The organism is Streptomyces sp. NA04227 (assembly GCF_013364195.1).
In the GTDB taxonomy this organism is placed as follows: Bacteria; Actinomycetota; Actinomycetes; order Streptomycetales; family Streptomycetaceae; genus Streptomyces.
In genome coordinates this window covers 1,060,818-1,079,156 of sequence record NZ_CP054918.1, presented here as the reverse complement: position 1 = coordinate 1,079,156, position 18,339 = coordinate 1,060,818, and the positions used below count along the sequence as shown (strand labels likewise).

General features: G+C 72.4%; 15 protein-coding genes and 2 pseudogenes. 16 read left to right on the top strand and 1 reads right to left on the bottom strand.

Annotated features, from left to right (window positions below):
- Positions 1 to 51 precede the first annotated feature (51 nt).
- On the top strand, positions 52 to 678 hold the full coding sequence (locus tag HUT18_RS04385; protein ID WP_176104284.1) for an NUDIX hydrolase: 627 nt from the start codon (positions 52 to 54) through the stop codon (positions 676 to 678).
- Positions 679 to 886: 208 nt separating this feature from the next.
- Positions 887 to 2,848 (top strand): annotated as a pseudogene (locus tag HUT18_RS04380) (NB-ARC domain-containing protein); the annotation flags it as partial.
- A gap of 639 nt (positions 2,849 to 3,487) precedes the next feature.
- Here HUT18_RS04380 and HUT18_RS04375 read toward each other — a convergent pair.
- A complete protein-coding gene (locus tag HUT18_RS04375; protein ID WP_176097974.1) occupies positions 3,488 to 4,015 on the bottom strand; it encodes an EF-hand domain-containing protein in 528 nt (175 codons plus the stop codon).
- A gap of 444 nt (positions 4,016 to 4,459) precedes the next feature.
- Between HUT18_RS04375 and ald the strand changes: the two genes are divergently transcribed.
- From ald to HUT18_RS04310, 14 genes and pseudogenes are all read left to right on the top strand, one after another.
- Complete coding sequence (ald, locus tag HUT18_RS04370) at positions 4,460 to 5,575, top strand: alanine dehydrogenase (protein ID WP_176104283.1); 1,116 nt, start codon at positions 4,460 to 4,462, stop codon at positions 5,573 to 5,575.
- A 431-nt stretch (positions 5,576 to 6,006) separates the two neighbouring features.
- The gene (locus HUT18_RS04365) at positions 6,007 to 7,134 is read left to right on the top strand and encodes a ParA family protein (protein WP_176097972.1); all 1,128 of its coding nucleotides are present in this window, start codon (positions 6,007 to 6,009) and stop codon (positions 7,132 to 7,134) included.
- Positions 7,119 to 7,709 carry a hypothetical protein gene (locus HUT18_RS04360; protein ID WP_176097971.1) on the top strand — a complete coding sequence of 197 codons (591 nt, stop codon included), beginning with the start codon at positions 7,119 to 7,121 and terminating at the stop codon, positions 7,707 to 7,709. The genes HUT18_RS04365 and HUT18_RS04360 overlap by 16 nt, the downstream gene beginning before the upstream one ends.
- A 145-nt stretch (positions 7,710 to 7,854) precedes the next feature.
- Positions 7,855 to 9,219 (top strand): segregation/condensation protein A, encoded by a 1,365-nt coding sequence (locus HUT18_RS04355; protein ID WP_176097969.1) that lies wholly within the window; start codon positions 7,855 to 7,857, stop codon positions 9,217 to 9,219.
- Complete coding sequence (gene scpB, locus HUT18_RS04350; protein ID WP_254878416.1) at positions 9,216 to 9,905, top strand: SMC-Scp complex subunit ScpB; 690 nt, start codon at positions 9,216 to 9,218, stop codon at positions 9,903 to 9,905. The genes HUT18_RS04355 and scpB overlap by 4 nt, the downstream gene beginning before the upstream one ends.
- Positions 9,905 to 11,011, top strand: coding sequence for a pseudouridine synthase (locus tag HUT18_RS04345; RefSeq protein ID WP_176097967.1), 1,107 nt, complete (start codon positions 9,905 to 9,907; stop codon positions 11,009 to 11,011). The genes scpB and HUT18_RS04345 overlap by 1 nt, the downstream gene beginning before the upstream one ends.
- Positions 11,012 to 11,387: 376 nt before the next feature.
- Positions 11,388 to 12,068, top strand: coding sequence for a nicotinamide riboside transporter PnuC (gene pnuC, locus HUT18_RS04340; protein ID WP_176097965.1), 681 nt, complete (start codon positions 11,388 to 11,390; stop codon positions 12,066 to 12,068).
- Positions 12,065 to 13,267 (top strand): AAA family ATPase, encoded by a 1,203-nt coding sequence (locus HUT18_RS04335; protein ID WP_176097963.1) that lies wholly within the window; start codon positions 12,065 to 12,067, stop codon positions 13,265 to 13,267. Before pnuC ends, HUT18_RS04335 begins: the two co-directional genes overlap by 4 nt.
- Positions 13,264 to 14,001, top strand: coding sequence for an NUDIX domain-containing protein (locus tag HUT18_RS04330; RefSeq protein WP_254878415.1), 738 nt, complete (start codon positions 13,264 to 13,266; stop codon positions 13,999 to 14,001). Before HUT18_RS04335 ends, HUT18_RS04330 begins: the two co-directional genes overlap by 4 nt.
- Positions 14,001 to 15,026 carry an ADP-ribosylglycohydrolase family protein gene (locus tag HUT18_RS04325; protein WP_176097961.1) on the top strand — a complete coding sequence of 342 codons (1,026 nt, stop codon included), beginning with the start codon at positions 14,001 to 14,003 and terminating at the stop codon, positions 15,024 to 15,026. Before HUT18_RS04330 ends, HUT18_RS04325 begins: the two co-directional genes overlap by 1 nt.
- A 42-nt stretch (positions 15,027 to 15,068) precedes the next feature.
- A pseudogene (locus HUT18_RS33250) lies at positions 15,069 to 15,800 on the top strand (nucleotidyltransferase domain-containing protein); the annotation flags it as partial.
- Between the two features lie 114 nt (positions 15,801 to 15,914).
- On the top strand, positions 15,915 to 16,577 hold the full coding sequence (locus tag HUT18_RS33245) for a nucleotidyltransferase domain-containing protein (protein WP_303246572.1): 663 nt from the start codon (positions 15,915 to 15,917) through the stop codon (positions 16,575 to 16,577).
- Between the two features lie 123 nt (positions 16,578 to 16,700).
- The gene (gene aroH / locus HUT18_RS04315; RefSeq protein ID WP_176097959.1) at positions 16,701 to 17,063 is read left to right on the top strand and encodes a chorismate mutase; all 363 of its coding nucleotides are present in this window, start codon (positions 16,701 to 16,703) and stop codon (positions 17,061 to 17,063) included.
- On the top strand, positions 17,060 to 18,145 hold the full coding sequence (locus HUT18_RS04310; RefSeq protein ID WP_176097958.1) for a prephenate dehydrogenase: 1,086 nt from the start codon (positions 17,060 to 17,062) through the stop codon (positions 18,143 to 18,145). The genes aroH and HUT18_RS04310 overlap by 4 nt, the downstream gene beginning before the upstream one ends.
- Positions 18,146 to 18,339 lie beyond the last annotated feature (194 nt).

Genomic DNA, 18,339 nt, shown 5'->3' with positions numbered 1-18,339 from the left:
CGGTTCGCGTATCGCGCCGGACAGTTGTGGGTCGTCTGGGAGGACTTCGGCATGGGGATCAAGGACACCGCTGAGGAGTGGGAGATCAGCGCGAGCGCGACCCCCTTCACCGGCAAGAAGACCTCGGTGCGCACCGACGACGTGGTCATGCCGGACGGCTCGGTGGTCCGCCGCGACTACCAGGTGCACCCAGGCTCGGTCGCCGCGCTCGCCGTCGACGAGGACGACCGGGTCCTGGTGATCCGCCAGTACCGCCACCCCGTACGCCGCAAGCTCTGGGAGATCCCCGCCGGACTGCTCGACGTGCCCGGCGAGAACCCGCTGCACGCCGCCCAGCGCGAGCTCTACGAAGAGGCGCACGTCAAGGCGGAGGACTGGCGGGTGCTCACCGACGTCTACCCCACGCCCGGCGGCTGCGACGAGGCCGTGCGTATCTTCCTCGCCCGTGACCTGTCCGAGGCCGAGGGCGAGCGCTTCGAAGTGGCCGAGGAGGAGGCGGACATGGAGATCGCACGGGTACCGCTCGCCGAACTCGTACGGTCCGTGCTCGCGGGCGATCTGCAGAACAACTGCCTTGCCCTCGGCGTGCTTTCGCTCACCGCGGTCCGGGCGGGCGACGGCGTCGAGTCGTTGCGCCGCGCCGAAGCACCGTGGTCCGCGCGGCCCTTCCCCGCCTGAACACCTCGGCCCGAACATCTTCCGGCCGGACGGTGTGACCATCGGCTGATCCGAACGAGCGAAGCGGCCGCCGCGCTCCGCACCGTCCGTAGCAGAGAGTGAACTAGGCTCGGACAATGGCCGGGCGGAATTCCGTCGGCCCAAGGTGCGCAGTGCGACGGGAGCGTGGCCCGTGACGGATCAGGCGGTGGACATCCGGGGCCCGCAGCTGCCCGGCGCACCGCGGGAACCGCAGTCCGACTTCGCGGTGACGGAAGATCAATTCCTCGGCCGTACGCGGGAGTTGAAGGAGCTCCACGCCGACATCGCCCGTACCGGACTCGACACCCTCACCGGCCGCAAGGCGCCCCGCGCCCGGGTCCTGCTCATCGCGGGCAAGCCGGGCTCCGGCCGCACCGCGCTCGCCCGCGCGCTGGCCGCCGAGGTCGCGGACGGTTACCCCGACGGCGTGCTGTACACACGACTCGCCGAAGCCGACGGCAGCGCGGTCCCGGTGGCGCGGGCGGCCCGCGAACTCCTCGACGCCCTCGGCCGGACGGCCCCGCCCGGCGCCGACGAGGACGAACTCACCGAGGCACTGCGCGCCGCGCTCGCCGGGCGCCGGGCGGTGCTGCTGCTCGACGACACCGTGGGCGCCGACCAGGTCGACGCCCTGCTGCCGGACGCCCCGGACTGCCTGGCCGTCGCGGTCGCCAGGGGCCCGCTCACCGGCATCCCCGACGTCCGCCCCTGCGCCCTCGGCGGCCTGGACACCCAAGCGGCGCTCACGTTCCTGTCCCGGTTCACCGGCAGCGTACGCATCACCGTCGACCCGAGGGCCGCCGAGGCACTGGTCGAGGAGTGCGCGGGACAGCCCGCCGCACTGACCCTCGCGGGCGGGTGGCTCGCCGTACGCCCGCAGGCCTCGGTCTCCGACCTCGCGCGGCGGCTGCACGGCGAGGTCACCGAACGGACCGCGCTGGCCCGGGTGTTCCGCCACGTCTACGAGAGCCTGCCGGTGCCCGCCGCCCGCGCTCTGCGGAGCCTGTGCCTGGCACCCGGCGGGACCGTCGACACCCAGACCGCCTCCGCGCTCATCGGGTGCTCGGTGTCCGACGCGGCCGAGGCACTCGACGACTTCACCGCGACCGGTCTGCTGCGCCGGCTGCCCGGCGATCTCGCGCAGTACGAGATCCCCGGCTGCCTGGTGCCGCACCTGCGACAGCTCGGCACCGTGCACGACCGCGCGGCCGAACTCCAGCTGGCCCGGGCCCGGATGCTGGAGCGGACCGTACGACTGCTGCACGCCTGCCGGATTCTCGCCGAGCCCGAGGGATCACCGGCCAGGACACAGCTCGCGCAACAGCCGGGCGCGCAGCGCTTCCCCTCCACCGAGGCGGCCGCCCGCTGGCTCACCGTACGCAGGCCCGCGCTGCTCGCCGCCGCCCGCAGCGCGGTGGCGGACGGACAGCTCGACACCCTCGCCCGGCGGCTCGCCTCCGCACTGCTCCAGGCCCTCGCCGCGCACCACGGCACCGAGAGCACGGCCGACGACCTCTACGCCCTGTACGACCTCCTGCACCAAGTCGCCGGGCGGCGAGGCCTGCACGCGGAAGCGGCGGCCGCCCTGCTCGGTCTGGCGGACCTCGATGCGCGCTCGGGGCGCACCGAGGCCGCCCTCGACCGCTACCGCGACGCACTGGACGCGGCCCGCGCCGCGCGCGATCCGCACGCAGTCGCCCGTGCCACCGAGTGCATCGGCTCCGCGCACGAGGCCCTCGGCGACTGGCAGCGCGCCGCGGACTGGTACGGCCGGGCCCTCGCCCAGTGTCAGTCGCGCAACGAGAGCGCCGAGGCCGCCGTTCTGCACGGCCGGATCGGCTCGGTGCTCGCCAGCGGCGGTCAGTACGCACCGGCCCAGCGGAGCTGGCGCGCCTCGGCCGCGGGCCACCGCCGGGTACGGGACGTTCCGGCCCAGGCCCGCGCCCTCGGCGAGCTGGCCCGGGTGCAGGTGTCGGCGGGCGAGGGCACCGAGGCGCTGCGTACCTGTCACGAGGCGGTGGAGCGGGCGCGCGGCGTCGGCGACACGGGCCTCCAGGCCGGTCTGCAGTTTCAGCTCGCCGATCTCTTGGACCGCCTCGGCGACCCCGCGGCGGCCGGGCTCCACCGGGCGGTGGCGGAGCGGATGCTGGCGCCGGAGGGCCGGGGGCGGGGGGAGTCTGGCGGGGAGTCGGGGACGGAGTCGGGGGTGGAGGCAGGGACGGGGACAGAACCGGAACCGTCGATGCGGTCGGTGGTGGGGGAGGCCGGGGGAGTCGAAGTCGGCGAAGGCGTCAGTGGCGACGAGGACAGGGACGCGGGCCCGGATGTGGGTACAGGCGCGGGCCCGGATGCGGGCGCGGGCGAGGAAGTGGCCCCTGCCGTAGGAGCGGAAGCCGGAGTCGGCCCAGGAACGGAAGCCGGTCCGGCGGGAGTTGGAGAGCCGGAGCCGGACGCTGAGCGGCCCGGACCCGAGGGTGCGCGCTCCTCGTCGGATGCGCTCTCCTCGTCGGAGGCGTTCTCCCCGTCCGACCTGTCCGAGGTGTCGCCGTACGAGACCCCTGAGGAACAGCGGAAGTGCCCGGGAGAGCGGGGCCCTGGAGAACTGGGGCGAGCAGAACTGGGCCGTGGTGAGCAGGACCCGGCCGGGGCGAGCCGTGCCGAGGACGACGTAACGGAGCCTCCGGGACCGGCGAACTCCTGAAGGCCGCCGGGTTTCCCGGGGCCACGCCCCGGCGAACCGGGCCGCGTGGCCCGGAAGCCCGGACCGGCCGGCTCGCGTCCCGAAGGCTCAGGTGGCCGGAGCGGCGGGCTTGTCGTTCGTGTAGAAGCTCAGTGCCGCGCGGAGTACCGCGTCGGTCGAGACCGAGTTGTTCGGGTCCGTGACGTGGGACGCGATGTTCCTGACCGCTTCCTCGTCCGCGCCCATGGCGCGCAGCATGCCGCTGTACTCGTCGCTGCTGAGCCGTCCGTCGTCGTCGGTGTCGGCGGCCGCGATGACCGCTTCCGTCCAGGGCCGTGCGGTCTGGGCGAAGCCCTGGGGGGTTCCGCGCAGCAACTCGGTGGCCCCGCGCCGGAACTCCTCGCGGGTGAGTGTGCCGTCCAGGTCGGTGTCGGCCGCCCCGGCCAGGTTCTCCCAGAAGCGGTCGCCCCCGTCGAGTACGGCCCTGCCCTTCGGGGAGTCCGCGGCGAGCCCGAACGCCTCCAGGACGCGCGAACCCATCCGGACGAAGTCGTCCCTGCTGATGACGCCGTCCTTGTCGGCGTCGAAGGTGTCGAAGCGCAGGTCCATCTTGCGTGCGAAGAACTCGTTGTTCACCGGGTCGGGACCTTCCGTGGAGGGTGAGCGTGGGCCGTCGCCATCCTGCCGACCCAGGCCGGAGCGGCCCGGGTGGACAGGCCGTGCCGGAGAGTGAACGGGCGGGTGCCGGGGTGACGCGGGCCGGGCCGCGGGTCGCGCGGGCGAGCGCGCACGGGCCCACCTGCGGCGGCGGACGCTCCGTGACCGGGCGCTGCCGCCCCGGGGCCGCTCGGGCGAGGTCGGGACACCCGTGGAACCCGATCCTCCGCCTAGGAAACTCATGGTCGATCGGATGAAGATTATTGCAATGGAAGGCTAGACAGAGGGAAATCCTTCATTAGACTGGCTCCGCCGCGGTTTCACGCGGTGTATGCGGTGTATTCCCGCCTCATCCCCAAGGAATAGGGTTTGTACGGGGGGCACCCCCCACATGAACCCCCTGAGCCAAGGACCGTGATCGACGTGAAGGTCGGTATCCCCCGCGAGGTCAAGAACAACGAGTTCCGTGTCGCCATCACCCCCGCCGGGGTGCACGAGCTCGTCCGGCACGGCCATGAGGTCGTCATCGAGCGCGAGGCCGGACTCGGTTCCTCGATCGCGGACGACGAGTTCGTCTCCGCGGGTGCGCGGATCCTGGACACGGCCGACGAGGTCTGGGCGACGGCGGACCTGCTGCTCAAGGTCAAGGAGCCGATCGCCGAGGAGTACCACCGGCTCCGCAAGGACCAGACGCTCTTCACCTACCTGCACCTGGCCGCCTCCCGCGAGTGCACGGACGCCCTCCTCGGCTCCGGCACCACCGCCATCGCCTACGAGACGGTGGAGCTGACCAACCGCGCGCTGCCGCTGCTCGCCCCGATGTCCGAGGTCGCCGGCCGGCTCGCCCCGCAGGTGGGCGCGTACCACCTGATGCGTCCCGCGGGCGGACGCGGTGTGCTGCCGGGCGGCGTGCCCGGTGTCGCCGCGGGCAAGGCCGTTGTCATCGGCGGTGGCGTCTCCGGCTGGAACGCGGCGCAGATCGCGATCGGCATGGGCTTCCATGTGACCCTGCTCGACCGGGACATCAACAAGCTGCGCGAGGCGGACCGGATCTTCGGCACCAAGATCCAGACCGTCATGTCCAACACCTTCGAGCTGGAGCGCGCCTGCCTGGAGGCCGACCTCGTCATCGGCGCCGTACTCATCCCCGGCGCCAAGGCCCCGAAGCTGGTCACCAACGAGCTGGTCTCGCGGATGAAGCCCGGGAGTGTCCTTGTCGACATCGCGATCGACCAGGGCGGCTGCTTCGAGGACTCGCGTCCGACCACCCACGCCGAGCCGACCTTCCCGGTGCACAACTCGGTCTTCTACTGCGTGGCCAACATGCCCGGCGCGGTGCCCAACACCTCGACCTACGCCCTGACCAACGCCACCCTCCCGTACGTGGTCGAGCTCGCCGACCGCGGCTGGGTGGAGGCGCTGCGCCGCGACCCGGCGCTGGCCAAGGGCCTCAACACGCACGACGGCAAGGTGGTTTACCGCGAGGTCGCCGAGGCCCACGGCCTGGAGCACGTCGAACTTGACACCCTGCTCGGCTAGTTCGGCGGGTCCGTCAACCCGGACCCGTCAACACCACGCGTACGGCCGGACCTTGATACGAGGTCCGGCCGTACGCATGTCGGTGTGCTCTGCCGTACACACATGCGTGTGTATCGCGTCACTGTGCGACCCGTTCTGCGGTGTTCGACCACGGCACGCTCAACTCGCCTCGAACGTAAGGCTTCGACCGATTCGTACACCCGGAATTCGTCGCCGACGGGCACCACTTGCCCTTGACAGAAGGGTGTTGAGGCTTCGACACATCGAGTCGGGTCCCGTGGATTGTGTTGCTGCGGAGTGGTGACACGCCATAGAGTCGCCAAACGTCGGCATGGTGCCACGCTGACCTGTCTAGAAGTTTCCTGGTCACCAAGGAGGTAAGACGACTTGTGAATGAGTCGACATTTGCTCCCGGGGGTGGTCAACCAGGAATGCCGCAGCGGGACCAGCATCCCGCCGGGCTCGAAGGTGTCGGCTCCGTCGCTGTCCACGCCTTTCCCGACCGCCCGATCCCGACACCAGCACACCAGAGCATGGATGGCCCTCACGTGAACGCCATGGTCCCGGACCGCAGCGGGGACACCCCATCGGCAACCCGTCACCTCGCAGACTACGAAGAGGTGCCCGAGGGTCACTTCTACGATCCGGACGCGGAGTACGAGCCCGATCCCGAGTACGCGGCAACCCTCGCGCCCGACGCCGCCCGCCAGCGGCGTGAACGCATCGGCCCCACGGGACGCCCCTTGCCGTACTTCCCCATCCCGGGCCCGCTGACCGACCACGGGCCCGCCAAGATCATCGCGATGTGCAACCAGAAGGGCGGGGTCGGCAAGACCACCTCGACCATCAACCTGGGTGCCGCGCTCGCCGAGTACGGCCGCCGGGTGCTGCTCGTCGACTTCGACCCGCAGGGTGCCCTGTCGGTCGGTCTCGGTGTGAACCCGATGGAGCTCGACCTCACCGTCTACAACCTGCTCATGGAGCGGAACATGGCGGCGGACGAGGTGCTCCTGAAGACCGCCGTGCCCAACATGGACCTGCTGCCGAGCAACATCGACCTGTCGGCGGCCGAGGTCCAGCTCGTCTCCGAGGTCGCGCGCGAGTCCACCCTCCAGCGGGCGCTGAAGCCGCTGATGTCGGACTACGACTACATCGTGATCGACTGTCAGCCCTCGCTCGGCCTGCTGACCGTCAACGCCCTCACGGCGGCCCACAAGGTGATCGTCCCGCTGGAGTGCGAGTTCTTCGCGCTGCGCGGAGTGGCGCTGCTGACCGAGACGATCGAGAAGGTCCAGGAGCGGCTCAACCCCGACCTGGAGCTCGACGGCATCCTCGCCACGATGTACGACTCGCGCACGGTGCACAGCCGTGAGGTGCTCGCGCGGGTGGTCGAGGCGTTCGACGATCACGTCTACCACACCGTGATCGGCCGTACCGTCCGCTTCCCGGAGACCACGGTCGCCGGTGAGCCGATCACCACGTACGCCTCGAACTCCGTCGGCGCCGCCGCCTATCGCCAGCTCGCCAGGGAGGTGCTCGCCCGGTGTCACGCCGAGTGAGTCTGCCCGGAGCCGACGAGCTGTTCCGCACCACCGGGGGGACGGCGCTGCAGGCGTCCAGCCCCAAGCGCCAGGTCAACGGTGAACCGCGGGTCCCGGCACCCGCGGGGGAGAGCGACCCGAACGCCGCCGACGAGCGGCAGGACCCCGCGGGCTCCGAGGACGCCGCGAGCCCCGAGCACGCGACGGCCGAGGGCGACGGCGAGTCCGCGGACACCCGGGACAGTTCCGCGGGCCACGGCGAGGAGGGCGGACCGCGCGGCGGCGCACGCCGCAAGACGCAGCGGACCGCCGCCGAGGGCGACGCCGCTTCCGGCGCCCGTCGCCGTCAGGGCGGCGGCCGGGCGGCCCCGCGCAGGCCGAGCGGCCGTGAGCGGCACGACGAGAAGATCACGGTCTACGTCTCCGCCGAGGAGTTGATGGACCTCGAACACGCCCGGCTCGTACTGCGCGGCGAGCACGGCCTCGCGGTCGACCGCGGCCGGATCGTCCGCGAGGCGGTCGCGGTGGTCCTCGCGGACCTGGAGTCGCGCGGGGAAGCGAGCATTCTCGTACGGCGGCTGCGCGGGCGCTGAGGCACGCACCGGCGGACCCGCCTGAGCGAGGGCGGGTCCCCCGCGGCCGGGGCGGGAGGCGATAGCCTGCCCGCCCGTCGCCCGTTCCGCCCCGTCGAGAACCCGCCGGGCACCGCCCCGTACACCCCCCGCACCCTGGACCACCATGCCGACCTCCGACGAGCAGCCCGCCCAGCCCTCCCGCGGCCGCCGTCGCAGCCTGGGCCGGGGGCCGGGCGCGGCTCCGGTGGTACGCCCGGGGGGTGAGGCCGAGCCCGAGCCCGACCTCATGCCTGCGTCGGTGCCTGCGCCCGCGCTCCCCGAGCCCGATTCCCAGCTGTCCGAGCCCGAGCTGTCGGAACCCGAGCCCGAGCCGGGTCTGTCCGAGTCCGGGACCGCGCTCGACCCGCCCGTTGCCGATCTCGACGCGGAAGCCGTCCTCGCGCCCGCCGCTCCCGAAGCCGACCCCAACCCCCCGCAGAACACGGGGAGTTCGCTCGCCGGAGCGCTGGAGGGCGAGCCGGACTCCCAGGCGCCAGAGAACGCCCCGGAAGCCCAGGTTCCGGAGGCCCAGGGAGTCCCGGAAACCCAGGAAGGCCAGGAACCTCAGGAAGCCCCACCACGCCAAGAGGCCCCGGACGACGGCCGGTTCACCGTCCGGCTCGCCAACTTCGAGGGGCCGTTCGACCTGTTGCTCCAGCTCATCTCGAAGCACAAGCTCGATGTGACCGAGGTGGCGCTGTCCAAGGTCACCGACGAGTTCATGGCGTACATCCGGGCGATGGGCCCGGACTGGGACCTCGACCAGACCACCGAGTTCCTGGTCGTGGCCGCGACCCTGCTCGACCTGAAGGCCGCCCGGCTGCTGCCCGCCGCCGAGGTGGAGGACGAGGCCGACCTGGCGCTCCTGGAGGCGCGGGACCTGTTGTTCGCGCGGCTCCTGCAGTACCGCGCGTACAAGCAGATCGCCGACATCTTCAGCGCCCGGCTCGAAGAGGAGGCCCGCCGCCATCCCCGTACGGTCGGCCTGGAGCCGCACCACGCGGAGCTGCTGCCCGAGGTGGTCATCAGCATCGGCGCCGAGGGGTTCGCGAAGCTCGCCGTGAAGGCGATGCAGCCGAGGGCCAAGCCGCAGGTGTACGTCGACCACATCCACGCCCCACTGGTCAGCGTCCGGGAACAGGCCGCGCTGGTGGTGGACCTGCTCCGGACCGTCGGCGAGGCCAGCTTCCGCACGCTGATCGAGGACGCCGGGGACACCCTGACCGTGGTGGCGCGGTTCCTCGCCCTCCTGGAGCTCTACCGGGAGAAGGCGGTGGCCCTGGAGCAGGAGGAGGCACTCGGCGAGCTGATGGTCCGCTGGACCGGGGCCGAGGACACGCAGGTACGCGTCACCGACGAGTTCGACCAGGAGAGCAAGCCCGCCGAGGGCGACAAGAGCAAGGACAAGGGCAGGGACAAGGACAAGCCCGCCCCGACCGCTCCCGCTGCCGAGCCCGCCCCGACCACCCCCACCGAGGAGCCCGTATGACCAGCCCGAGTGCCGGCGGCGCCGTCGGTGCGCCCGACGAGGACGCTGCGGCGGGCCCGGTGCCCGGCGCCGCCGTGGCGGACCTCGAGCTGAAGCCCGCCCTGGAGGCCGTACTGATGGTGGTGGACGAGCCGGCCACCGAGGAGCATCTGGCCAAACTGCTCCAGCGGCCGCGCCGCAAGGTCGCGGACGCGCTGCGTGAGCTGGCCGACGAGTACACGGTGCAGGGGCGCGGATTCGAGCTCCGGCTGGTGGCCGGGGGGTGGCGGTTCTACACCCGGCCCGAGTACGCGGCGGCCGTGGAGGGCTTCGCCCTGGACGGTCAGCAGGCGCGGCTCACCCAGGCGGCACTGGAGACGCTGGCGGTGGTCGCGTACCGCCAGCCGGTGAGCCGATCGCGGGTCTCGGCGGTCCGCGGGGTCAACTGTGACGGCGTGATGCGGACCCTGTTGCAGCGCGGGCTGATCCAGGAGGCGGGCACGGAACCCGAAACAGGTGCGATCCTGTACACGACGACGAACTACTTCCTGGAGCGGATGGGCCTGCGCGGCCTGGACGAATTGCCGGAGCTCGCGCCCTTCCTCCCGGAGGCGGAGGCGATCGAGGCCGAGACGCAGGAGGGCGTGCCGTCGTTCGATCCGGACGCACCGGATTCCGAGGACGCATACGACAAGACGGATCACTGATGCGAAGCAGCGGCAAGAACAGCAGGGCCGGCGACAGCGGCCGCGACAACCGAGGGGCAGGTGGCGGCACCTCCCGGTCGAAGACGGGAGGATCACGCGACGACAAGCAGAAGCGTGCCGGTCGCCCGCGCCCCGAGGAGCGCCGCTACGACGTGGGCGGCTCCGGCGGCTCGGGCGGTCAGTCCGGCGAGGGCGGGCGCAAGGGCCGGGGCACCACCGCGCGCGGCGGTGCCAAGGGCGGCCCGAAGCAGCCGCAGCAGCGCGACCAGCGCAGCGCCCCGGCCCGCTCGCGGGAGTACGAGACGCGGGCCGAGGAGCGCAACCGCGAGCGGTACGCGGGCAAGAAGGACATCAAGCTGCCCAAGACGTTCCCGGGTGCCGAGCAGGAGGGCGAGCGGCTCCAGAAGGTGCTGGCCCGGGCCGGATACGGTTCGCGGCGCGCCTGTGAGGAGCTGATCGAGCAGGCTCGGGTCGAGGTCAACGGCGCCATCGTGGTGGAGCAGGGCCTGCGGGTCGACCCGGAGAACGACGAGATCAAGGTGGACGGCCTGACCGTCGCCACGCAGTCGTACCAGTTCTTCGCGCTGAACAAGCCCGCGGGCGTGGTCTCCACGATGGAGGACCCGGAGGGGCGCCAGTGCCTCGGCGACTACGTCACCAACCGCGAGACGCGTCTGTTCCACGTCGGGCGTCTCGACACCGAGACCGAGGGCATCATCCTGCTCACCAACCACGGTGAGCTCGCACACCGCCTGACCCACCCCAAGTACGGCGTGCGCAAGACCTATGTCGCGGCGATCTACGGCCCGATCCCGCGCGACCTGGGCAAGCAGCTCAAGGACGGCATCCAGCTCGAGGACGGCTACGCCCGCGCCGACCACTTCCGGGTGATCGAGCAGACCGGCCGGAACTACCTCGTCGAGGTGTCCCTGCACGAGGGCCGTAAGCACATCGTGCGCCGCATGCTCGCCGAGGCGGGCTTCCCGGTCGAGAAGCTGGTCCGTACCGCCTTCGGACCCATCACTCTCGGCGACCAGAAGTCCGGCTGGCTGCGCAGGATGTCCAACACCGAGGTCGGCATGCTGATGCGCGAGGTCGAGCTGTAGGGCGCGACGGGTAGCGGGCGGCGCGGCCTCGGCGGCGCGCCCCTCCCAGGACTACGGCGGCCCTCCGCGGCCGCACAACGGCGGCGGCCGGTGCACGGGAACTCTCCCGGCACCGGCCGCCGCCGTTCTCGCGTACCCGCCGCCCGTACCGCCACCACTCGTACCGCGCCGCTGTTACCCCGCCAACCCGCCAACCCGCCAACCCGCCAACCCGCCAACCCGCCAACCCGCCAACCCGCCAACCCGCCAACCTCCAACCCGCCAACCTCCAACCCGCCAACCCCTCACCCAGCCAAGGCACTTCACCGAACCGCCGCCCCGCCCACCACCCCCGAAAGAGGCTTGCGTGAGAACACCACGCCCCTTTATGGTCTGAGTGACTATTAAGGAGGCGGGCGTGAGTCTCGCGAGTCTCTCGGGCGTTCTCGATCCCTTGCGGCAGCCGCTCTTCACCCTGCTCGACACCCCGGTCAGCTGGACCGAGGTGCTCGGCTTCGGGAGCGGGGCGCTGTGCGTCTGGCTCGTGGCGCGGCAGCGGACGGCGAACTGGCCGATCGGTATCGCCAACAACCTGCTGTTCGTCCTGCTGTTCACCGACTCCGGCCTGTACGCCGACGCCGGTCTCCAGATCGTCTTCATCTCCCTTGCCGCGTACGGCTGGTGGACCTGGACCCACGGGGGTGGCCCGGGCTCCCCAGGACAGGAGGTCGGCCGTACGAGCCGTACCGAATGGCTGTGGCTGTGCGCGGCGGGGGTGGTGGGCACCCTCGCCCTGACCGTGCTGCTCGACCGGCAGACCGACTCCACCGTGCCGTTCTGGGACGCGCTGACCACGGGGCTCTCGCTGATGGCGACCTACGGCCAGTGCCGTAAACGCCTGGAGTCCTGGTGGCTGTGGATCGCCGCCGACGTGGTCTACGTACCGCTGTACGCGTACAAGGAGCTGTACTTGACCTCGCTGCTCTACGTGGGCTTCCTCGCCCTGTGCTGCGTGGGGCTGCGCGACTGGCGGCGGGACCTGGTGCCCGGCGCGCGGACGGCGGGGGCGATGGCATGAGGCGTCACCGCCACGGCCTGGTCCTCGGCAAGTTCTATCCGCCGCACGCGGGCCACCACCATCTGGTGCGTACCGCGCGGGCGCGGTGCGCGGAGCTGACCGTGCTGGTCTGTGCGGCTTCGGTGGAGTCGGTGCCGCTGGCCGAGCGGGTCGCGTGGATGCGCGCGGTCCACCCGGACTGCCGGATCGTCGGTCTTGTCGACGACGTCCCGATGGACCTCGACGACCCGGAGATCTGGGACGCCCATGTGCGGATCTTCCGGCAGGGCGTCGAGGGCGAGGTGGACGCCGTCTTCACCTCCGAGTCCTACGGGGCCGAACTCGCCCGCCGGTTCGGCGCCGCGCACGTCCCGGTGGACCCGGAGCGCCGCGCCTTTCCCGTCTCCGGTACGGCGGTACGCGCCGACCCGGTGGCGCACTGGCACCACCTCGCGCCCCCGGTGCGGGCGGGCCTGGCCCGGCGGGTGGTGGTGCTCGGCGCCGAGTCCAGCGGTACGACGACGATGGCCCGCGCCCTGGCCGCGCACTACCGGGAACGCGGGGGCGCGTTCGCCGGGACGCGCTGGGTGCCCGAGTACGGGCGCGAGCACAGCGAGCGCAGGCTTCGGGAGTTGCGTCAGCGGTGGCCCGAAGCCCGTTGGGAGGACGTGGAGTTGGGAGGCGAGGAGTTCCCGCTGATCGCCGAGCGGCAGAACGAGCGGGAGGAGCGGGCGGCGGGCGAGGGCGGTCCGGTCCTGTTCTGCGACACCGACGCGTTCGCGACCACCGTCTGGCACGAGCGCTACGTCGGGGGCCGCAACCCCAGCGTCGACGAACTCGCCGGGCGGACGCAGCGCCACCTGTGGCTGCTCACCGATCACGAGGGCGTGCCCTTCGAGGACGACGGACTGCGCGACGGCGAGGAACTGCGCCCCTGGATGACCGGGCGCTTCCACGCCGAACTCACCCGTACCGCAAGACCGTTCGTGATGCTCGGCGGCAGTCACGAGGAGCGCCTGGCCACCGCGGTGACCGCCGTGGACGCACTGCTCGCCGCGGGCTGGCACTTCACCGACCCGCTGCCGGATCTGACCGGGACCGCGGCCGTTACGACGTCGGTCGCCTCGACGTCGGCAGTCACGACGTCAGCAGCTACGACGTCAGCCGCCACGACGACAGCGTCCGGGGCGGCAGCCTCTGGGACGGGGGAGGGCCCATGAGCGCACATCCGCAGATGCCACCCGCCTACGACAAGTACGCCTTCGAACCCTTCGCCGTCACCGTGGATCTGGCGGTGTTCACGGTCCGGTCGGGACGGCTCCAGGTCCTCCTGGTGGAACGCGGGCAAGAGCCCTACGCGGGCCAACGCGCCCTGCCCGGCGGCTTCTTGCTGCCCGCCGAGTCGGCCGAGACGGCGGCCCGCCGCGAACTCGCCGAGGAGACCGGGCTCGGCGAGCGGCTGACCGGCTCCCTGCACCTGGAACAACTGCGTACCTACAGCGAGCCGGACCGCGATCCGCGGATGCGGGTGGTCTCCGTCGCCTACACCGCTCTCGTGCCCGATCTGCCCGAGCCCCGGGGTGGCGGCGACGCGGCGCGGGCCGACTGGGTCCCCTGCGAGGAGGCGGGACCGCTCGCCTTCGACCACGACACGATCCTCGCCGACGCGCGCGAACGCGTCCGCGCCAAGCTGGAGTACACCTGCCTGGCCACCGCCTTCTGCCCGCCGCTGTTCACCCTCGGGGAGCTCCAGCAGGTCTACGAGACGGTGTGGGGCACCGCCCTGGACCGGCCCAACTTCCGCCGGAAGGTGCTCGCCACGCCGGGCTTCGTGGAGCAGGTCCCCGGCGCCGCCCGGCTCACCGGCGGCCGCGGCAAACCCGCCGCCCTGCACCGCGCGGGCCCGGCCACCGCCCTGCACCCGCCGGTTCTGCGACCGGAAGGACGACCCTGATGACCCTGCCCACCCGTACCGCCGGACGCGCCGCCACCGGCTCCCTGCTCGGACTCGCCCTCGGTGACGCTCTCGGCTGTCCGACCGAGTTCGACAACGTGCCCGCGATCCTCGCCAAGTGCGGCCCCTGGCGCGAGATGGAGCTGCCCGAACCCGCCCTCATCACCGACGACACCCAGATGACCCTCGCCCTCGGACACGCCCTGCGCGAGGTGACCGACCGCGGCCCGCTCGACGCCGCGCACCTGCACCGGCCGCTGCGGGAGGCCTTCGTCGCCTGGTCCGTCTCGCCCGAGAACAACCGGGCGCCCGGCCACACCTGTCTGAGGGCCTGCGAACTGCTCGCCGACCCCGACCTGCCCTGGCAGGACGCCAGCAGGATCGGCTCCAAGGGCTGCGGGGCCAATATGCGCGTCGCCCCGCTCGGCCTGCTGCCGCACCTGAGCGACGAACAGCGCGCGGGCGCCGCCCAGTTGCAGGCCGGGCTCACCCACGGCCACCCCACCGCGCTCGCCGCCTCCGACCTCACCGCCCACGCGATACGGCTGCTGGCCACCGGCACCGACCCCGCCGGTCTGGTCGGACGGCTGCGCTCGTACGCGCTCGACAACCGGGACACGTACCACCGGCGCTGGCTCGGCGACCTGTGGACGCGCTCCCACGACGCCTCGCCCGGCGCCTTCGTCGCACGCGGCTGGGACGACTGCCTGGCGGCGCTCGAACGAGTCCGGGACGCGCTGCGCACCGTCTCCCCGGAGACCGACCCGTGCCTGGCCACCGGCGAGGGCTGGATCGCCGAAGAGGCCCTGGCCACCGCGCTGTTGTGCTTCCTGCTGTTCGTCGACGAACCCGTGACGGCCCTGCGCAGGGCTGCCTGCACCGCGGGCGACTCGGACTCGATCGCCGCGCTCACCGGCGCCCTGGCCGGTGCGTACCACGGCCCGGACGCCTGGCCGCACGACTGGGCCGACCGCATCGAGTACGAAAGCCAGTTGGTGACGCTGGGAGCGCTCTGGGACGCTTGAGCGGTGAGACGCGACGACACGGACGTACTGACCAAGGCCGGGCTGCCGGAGGCGGACCTCGGCGCGGTGGTCGCCGAACAGGCCCACCCCGTCCTGTTCGCGACCGCCTCGGGAGCCCATCTGTACGGATTCCCCTCCCGCGACTCCGACGTCGACATGCGCGGGGTGCACCTGCTCCCGGCGGCCCAACTCCTCGGCCTGCGCGAACCCGAGGAGACCTGCTCGCGGATGTGGGAGCGCGACGGCGTGGAGATGGACCTCGTCACCCACGACCTGCGCAAGTTCGTCCGCCTGATGCTGCGCCGCAACGGCTACGTCCTGGAACAGCTGCTCTCGCCCCTGGTCGTGCACAGCACCGAGGCGCACGCCGCACTCGTGTCGCTGGCCCCGCAGGTGCTCACCCACCACCACGCGCACCACTACCGGGGCTTCGCCAGGACCCAGTGGCGCCTGTTCGAACGCACCGGTGAACTCAAGCCGCTGCTCTACACCTTGCGGGTCCTGCTCACCGGCATCCACCTGATGCGCGGCGGCGGAATCGAGGCGCATCTGCCGACCCTCGCCGCCGAACTCCCCGAGGCGCCCGCCTATGTGCCCGACCTCGTCGCGGCCAAGAGCGAGCGCGAGCACGGCCCGGCCGAGGTCGACCCGGACACCGTCCGCGCGGACGTCGAACGGCTGCACGCGGTGCTCGACGCGGCGCAGGAACGCTCGTCCCTGCCGGACACCCCCGGCGGCCACGACGCCCTGCACGACCTCGTGGTCCGCGTCCGCACGCCCGCCGCCCCGCCCGGCGCCGGACGGCGAGTTCGCGTGGCGGCACCCGCGAAGGACGCTCATGGCACGGACGACACCGGCCCCGCGCGGCAGCACGACGACACCGACCTCGTGGGCAAGCACACCGTCTACTCCTGCGTGATGGGCTCGCGCGCCTTCGGCCTGGCGACGGAGAGCAGCGACACCGACCGCAGGGGAGTCTTCGTCGCCCCGACCCCGCTGTACTGGCGGTTCGAGAAGCCGCCGACGCACGTCGAGGGCCCGGCCGAGGAGCAGTTCTCCTGGGAGATCGAGCGGTTCTGCGAGCTGGCCCTGCGCGCCAACCCGAACATCCTGGAGTGCCTGCACTCGCCCCTCGTCGAGCACCTCGACGAGACCGGACAGGAACTCCTCGACCTGCGCGGCGCCTTCCTCTCCCGGCAGGCCCACGACACCTTCGTCCGCTACGCGCGGGGCCAGTACAAGAAGCTGGAGGCGGACGTACGGGTGCACGGGGCGCCGCGCTGGAAGCACGCCATGCACCTGCTGCGACTCCTGACCACCTGCGGTGACCTGCTGCGCACCGGGCGTCTGGTGATCGACGTCGGCGACCGCCGCGAGGAGTTGCTCGCCGTCAAACGCGGCGAGGTGGCCTGGCCCGAGGTCGAGTCCCGGATGCGCCGCCTGGCCGAGGAGGCCGACCGCGCGCTGGAGGGCAGCCCGCTGCCGGACGGGCCCGACGCACGCCGGGTCGAGGACTTCCTGCGGCGGGTGCGACTGCGGAGCGTCCAGTGACCGGACCGGCGTCACACGGACGCGCCGCGCTGACTACCCTGGCAGGGCGGACACGCGAGTCCACAGGGGACCGCGGCGGCCGTTGACCAGCAATACCGTACGACGCAGTCGAGGAGCGAGACCGTGGCGGTACGAGCGGTGCGAGGCGCTGTCCAGCTGGACCGGGACGCGGCCGATCACATGGGCGAGCAGGTCCGCGAGCTGTTGACGGCGGTGCTCGACCGCAACGACCTCAGCACGGACGACGTGATCAGTATCTGGTTCACGGCCACCCCCGACCTGCACAGCGACTTCCCGGCCGCCGCGGCCCGCAAGCTGGGCATCGTGGACGTGCCGCTGATCTGCGCCCAGGAGATCGACGTCGAGGGCGCCATGCCGCGGGTGGTACGGCTGCTCGCGCACATCGAGTCCGACCGGCCCCGCGCCGATCTCGTGCACGTCTACCTCGGCGCCGCCGCCTCCCTCCGCAAGGACATCGCCCAGTGAGAACCGCGCTCGTCATCGGCACCGGCCTCATCGGCACCTCGGCCGCCCTCGCGCTCGCCTCGCGCGGCGTGACCGTGCACCTCGCCGACCACGACCCGGCCCAGGCGGGCACGGCCGCCTCGCTCGGCGCGGGGACCGACCGGGCCCCCGAGGTACCGGTCGACCTGGTCCTCGTGGCGGTACCGCCCGCCCGGGTCGCCGACACCCTCGCCGAGGCCATGGACAAGGGGCTCGGCCGCGGCTACCTGGACGTCGCCAGCGTCAAGGGCGGACCGCTCGGGGAACTGCGCGCACGCAGCGCCGACCTGAGCCGGTACCTCGGCACCCACCCCATGTCCGGCCGCGAGAAGTCAGGACCGCTCGCCGCGACCGCCGAACTCTTCGAGGGCCGCCCCTGGGTGCTGACGCCGACCCCGGAGACCGACACCGAGGTGCTCAACCTGGCCCTGGAGCTGGTCTCCCTGTGCCGGGCCGTGCCGGTGGTGATGGACGCCGAGGCGCACGACCGCGCGGTCGCCCTCGTCTCGCACATGCCGCACCTGATGTCGAGCCTGGTCGCCGCGCGCCTGGAGCACGCCGAGGACACGGCGGTACGGCTGTGCGGCCAGGGCATCCGCGATGTGACCCGGATCGCGGCCTCGGACCCGCGGATGTGGATCGACATCCTCTCCGCCAACGCGGGACCGGTCGCCGACCTGCTCGCCGAGCTCGCCGAGGACCTCGGCGAGACGGTCGCCGCGCTGCGCTCCCTGCAGTCCGCGGACGAGGACAAGCGCACCGGCGGCGCCGCGGGCGTCGAGGCCGTGCTGCGCCGCGGGAACGCGGGCCAGGTGCGGGTGCCCGGCAAGCACGGCGCCGCGCCGCGCGTCTACGAGAGCGTCGCCGTGTTCATCGACGACCAGCCGGGCCAGCTCGCCAGGATCTTCGCGGACGCCGGACGGGCGGGCGTGAACATCGAGGACGTCCGCATCGAGCACGCCACCGGACAGCAGGCCGGACTCGTCCAGATCCTGGTCGAACCCAAGGCCGTGCCGGTGCTCACCCGCGCACTCACCGAGCAGGGCTGGGTGCTGCGGGGCTGACCGGGGCGGCGGGAGCGGGCGCCGCCGGGCCCACCCGGCGGCACTGCCGAGTACGGCGAAGGCCCGACCCCAGCGGCACCGGCAGCCACCGGCCTCGGCTGACCAGCGACAACGCCCGCCGGGAGCGCCCGCAGTACGGTGGGGGACCCGGGGCGGACCCTGCCGTGAAAGAGGCGCCCCGCGGAGCCAGTAAC